Source organism: Streptomyces beijiangensis (assembly GCF_017315755.1).
In the GTDB taxonomy this organism is placed as follows: domain Bacteria; phylum Actinomycetota; class Actinomycetes; order Streptomycetales; family Streptomycetaceae; genus Streptomyces; species Streptomyces beijiangensis.
In genome coordinates this window covers 1-4,481 of the sequence record NZ_JAFLRJ010000677.1, presented here as the reverse complement: position 1 = coordinate 4,481, position 4,481 = coordinate 1, and the positions used below count along the sequence as shown (strand labels likewise).

4 protein-coding genes are annotated in these 4,481 nt (G+C 73.5%); 1 reads left to right on the top strand and 3 read right to left on the bottom strand.

Translation table 11 applies throughout. The annotated features are described in order from the left end of the window. The 3 genes from J0695_RS38235 to J0695_RS38225 form a co-directional block, all read right to left on the bottom strand. The coding region (locus tag J0695_RS38235) for an L-aspartate oxidase (RefSeq protein WP_206969447.1) at positions 1-1,484 on the bottom strand (1,484 nt) is incomplete at its 3' end. Then, positions 1,481-2,347 (bottom strand): pantoate--beta-alanine ligase, encoded by an 867-nt coding sequence (panC, locus tag J0695_RS38230; RefSeq protein ID WP_206969446.1) that lies wholly within the window; start codon positions 2,345-2,347, stop codon positions 1,481-1,483. The genes panC and J0695_RS38235, both read right to left, overlap by 4 nt. Next, entirely contained in the window at positions 2,344-3,318 is a 975-nt protein-coding gene (locus J0695_RS38225) for a Rossmann-like and DUF2520 domain-containing protein (RefSeq protein ID WP_206969445.1), read from the bottom strand. The genes panC and J0695_RS38225 overlap by 4 nt, the downstream gene beginning before the upstream one ends. A gap of 118 nt (positions 3,319-3,436) precedes the next feature. Between J0695_RS38225 and J0695_RS38220 the strand changes: the two genes are divergently transcribed. Then, the coding region (locus tag J0695_RS38220) for a threonine aldolase family protein (protein ID WP_206969444.1) at positions 3,437-4,481 on the top strand (1,045 nt) is incomplete at its 3' end.

Sequence of the window (4,481 nt, the reverse complement as noted above, 5' to 3'; positions counted from 1 at the left end):
GCCTCCCAGGCCTCGACGCCGGGGACTGCGGGCTTGTGGCCGTCGGGGATCTCCTCGTCGGCGTCCGCCCTGATCGCCTCCAGGCCCGCGGCCGCCTCTTCGAGGCTGGCCGAGGAGCGGATCACTCCGGCCCCCCTCGTCATGGCGCGCTGGATCGTGAGACGGGACTCGGGGGCGAGGAGGGGGAGGGTGGTGCCCTCGGGGACCACCGGTTCGGTGCGCTCGTGAGTGGTCGCCGTGATGTCGTCCGCGATGCGTTCCGCGAAGACCAGGCCCTCCAGGAGGGAGTTGGAGGCGAGCCGGTTGGCGCCGTGGACACCCGTGCAGGCGACCTCGCCGCAGGCGTAGAGGCCGGGGACGGTGGTGCGGCCGCGCAGATCGGTGCGTACGCCGCCCGATGCGTGATGGGCGGCCGGGGCGATGGGGATCGGTTCCGTCACCGGGTCGATGCCGTGGCTGCGGCAGGCGGCCAGGACCGTGGGGAAGCGGGTCTCCCACATCTCGGCGCCGAAGTGGCGGGCGTCCAGGTACATGTTCTCGGTGCCGTGAAGCTGCATCTGGCGGGTGATGGCCTTGGCGACGATGTCGCGGGGGGCCAGTTCGGCCAGTTCGTGCTGCCCCAGCATGAAGCGGGTGCCGGTCGCGTCGACGAGGTGCGCGCCCTCGCCCCGTACCGCCTCGGAGACCAGGGGCTGCTGGCCCTCCGCGCCGGATCCCAGGAAGAGGACCGTGGGGTGGAACTGGACGAATTCGAGGTCGGAGATCTCCGCTCCGGCCCGCAGCGCCAGGGCCACGCCGTCGCCTGTGGAGACCGACGGGTTGGTCGTCGCGGAGAAGACCTGGCCCATGCCGCCGGTGGCGAGGACGACGGCCGGGGCGCGGACCGCGCCGACCCCGTCGTGCTGGCCCTCGCCCATGACGTGGAGCGTCACGCCTGCCGTACGGCCTTCGGCGTCCGTCAACAGGTCCAGGACCAGGGCGTTCTCGATCGTACGGAGAGCCGCCGCGCGCACCGCCTCGACCAGCGCGCGGGAGATCTCCGCGCCCGAGGCGTCACCGCCCGCGTGGACGATACGGCGGCGGTGGTGGCCGCCCTCGCGGGTGAGCTGGAGGTCGCCTTCGGGGGTGGTGTCGAAGTGGGCGCCGGTGGCGATCAGTCGGCGTACCGCGTCGGGGCCCTCGGTGACCAGGGTGCGAACCGCGGCCTCGTCGCAGAGTCCGGCCCCCGCGACCAGCGTGTCGTCCAGGTGCTGTTCGGGGGTGTCGCCCTCGCCGAGGGCGGCCGCGATGCCGCCCTGGGCCCAGCGCGTGGAGCCGTCGTCCAGGCGGGCCTTGGTGACGACGACGGTGCGCAGGCCGGCGGCCATGCAGCGCAGAGCCGTGGTGAGGCCTGCGACTCCCGAGCCGACGACCACGACGTCCGCGTCGATCGACCAGCCGGGGGCGGGTGCGTGCAGGCGTATTCCGGTTCCGGACAGAGTCATTGGGGGCCCCCGAAGGTGAGCGGGATGTTGTCGATCAGACGGGTGGTGCCGACCTTGGCGGCCACCGCGAGGATCGCCTCGCCGGTGTGGCCGTCGGCGGCTTCGGTGAAGTCGGAAGGGTCGATCAGTGCCAGATAGTCGGGGGTGAGCGCGGCCTCGGTGAGGACCTGGTGGGCGGCGGCACGCACGGCCGCGGGGGTCGGAACGCGGCCGGTTCCGGCCGCCGCGCGGGCTGCGAAGAGCGCGCGGGAGAGGGCGAGGGCGGTGGCCCGGTCATCGGCGGAGAGGAAACGGTTGCGGGAGGAGAGCGCGAGGCCGTCCTCCTCTCGGACCGTGGGGACGCCGACGATCTCCACGGGGAAGTTCAGGTCGCGGGCCATGCGGCGGACCAGAGCCAGCTGCTGGGCGTCCTTCTGGCCGAAGAGGGCCAGGTCGGGCGCGGTGAGATGGAGGAGCTTGGCGACGACGGTCAGCATGCCGTCGAAGTGGCCGGGGCGCGACGCGCCTTCGTAACGCTCGCCCATGGGGCCCCCGGTGACACGGACCTGGGGCTCGCCGCCCGGGTACACCTCGTCGGCCGACGGGGCGAAGACGGCGTCCGCGCCCGCCTTTTCGGCGAGAGCGAGGTCGGCGTCCAGCGTGCGGGGGTAGCGGTCGAGGTCCTCGCCCTTGCCGAACTGGAGGGGGTTGACGAAGACCGATACGACGACCTGGCCCTGGCCCTGGCCGGCCAGTTCGCGGGCGGTACGGATCAGGGTGGCGTGCCCCTCGTGGAGCGCGCCCATGGTCATGACGACGGCGCGGCGGCCGCCGGTGCGCGGGAGGGCTCTGAGCTCGGCCGCCGTGTGGACGAGGGTCGTCATCGGGGGGCTCCGTCCGTGCCGTTCGCGCCGTCTGTGCCGTCCGCACCGTCCGTGCCATGGGTGCCGTTCGCGCCGTCCGCCAGCACGACCAGGAGGTCCTCTGCCAGTTCCGGCTTGAGCAGGCCGTGGGCGAGGGCGCGGTCGGCGGTCATACGGGCCATGGCGATGTAGCCGGGGAGGGCCTCGGGGGCGTGCTTGCGCAGCTCCGAGACATGGACGGCGACCGTGCCTGCGTCGCCGCGGGCGACCGGACCCGTGAGGGCCGCGTCGCCCGAGCGCAGGGCGTTGTCCAGAGCGGCGCCCAGGAGCGGGCCGAGCATCCGGTCGGGGGCCTCGACCCCTGCGGTGCGCAGCAGCTCCATCGACTGGGCCACCAGCGTGACCAGGTGGTTCGCGCCCAGTGCGAGGGCCGCGTGGTAGAGCGGGCGGGACTCCTCGGCGATCCACTCGGGCTCGCCGCCCATCTCGATGACCAGGGCCTCGGCGGCGAGGCGCAGCTCCTCGGGGGCTGTGACCCCGAAGGAGCACCCCGCGAGGCGCTGGACGTCCACCGAGGTGCCGGTGAAGGTCATCGCGGGATGCAGCGCCAGGGGCAGGGCGCCGGCGCGCAGGGCGGGGTCGAGGACCTTCGTTCCGTACCGCCCGGAAGTGTGGACGAGGAGCTGGCCGGGGCGGATCGCACCCGTCTCGGCCAGGCCTTCGACGAGCGCGGGCAGCGCGTCATCGGGGACGGTGAGAAGGACCAGGTCGGCGGCCTTGAGGACCTGGGCGGGGGTGACCAGCGGGACGTCGGGGAGGAGGGCGGCGGCCCTCCGTACAGACGCCTCCGAGACGCCGGAGACCGCCACCGGGCGGTGTCCTGCGAGCTGCAGGGCAGCAGCGAGGGCGGGGCCCACTCTGCCTGCTCCGACGACGCCCACGGTGAGGCGGGCGGGGCGGTCCTGGGTGTTCTGCTGGGGGGTCGTGTTCACGCGGCGGGGCCTTCCGTTCCAGTCCGCGGGCGGGTACCGGACGATTCTTCGTCATGCTACGCCAGCGTTTCGAGGGACCTCCCGGGCTGTCCACAGGCTGTGGGCGATGATCTGACTTATGACGGACACGAGCGAGCAGGACGAGCGTCGGCGCAGGACCGAGGCGTACCGGCAGGCGGGCCGGAGGCTGTCGCGGCATTCCGCGGAGGGCACGGTGGGCGGTGCGCTGGCCGCACTGGCGGCCGACGCGGGCGAGGTCTTCGACCTCGGCACCGGGGTCGACATCTACGGCGACGGAGTGGTGGCCGAGGTCGAGCAGCGGGTGGCCGCGCTGCTCGGCTTCCCCGACGCCGCCTTCTTCCCGACCGGGACGATGGCGCAGCAGGTGGCGCTGCGCTGCTGGGCGGGCCGGACCGGGAACGCGACGGTCGCGCTGCATCCGCTGGCGCACCCCGAGGTGCACGAGCGGGGCGCCCTCACGGCGGTGAGCGGGCTGCGCACCGTGCATCCGACCGATGCGCCGCGCCTGCCGACGGCGCAGGAAGTACAGGACTTCGATGAGCCCTTCGGGACCCTGATGCTCGAACTGCCGCTGCGCGACGCCGGTTTCGTACTGCCTACGTGGGACGAACTGGTGGCCGTGGTGGCGGCGGGCCGCGAGCGGGATGCGGTGGTGCACTTCGACGGGGCGCGGCTGTGGGAGTGCACGGCGCACTTCGGGCGGTCGCTGGCGGAGATCGCGGGGCTGGCGGACAGCGTGTACGTCTCGTTCTACAAGTCGCTGGGCGGGCTTTCGGGGGCCGTGCTCGCCGGGGACTCGTCGCTGATCGCGGAGGCGCGGACCTGGCGGCACCGGTACGGGGGCCAGGTCTTCCAGCAGTTCCCCGCCGCGCTGAGCGCGCTGGTCGGGATCGAGCGGGAACTGCCCAGGCTCGCGTCGTACGTCGCACACGCCAAGGTGGTGGCCGAGGCGATCGGGGAGGGGCTCCGGGAGGGCGGGGTGTCGTGGTTCCGGGTCAATCCGGAGGCGCCGCACACGCACCAGTTCCAGGTGTGGCTGCCGTACGGGGCGGATGTGCTGAACGAGGCTTCGGTGAGGCTGGCCGAGGAGACCGGGGTGGTGCTCTTCTCGCGGTGGGCGGAGGCGGTGGGCGGGCCGGTGG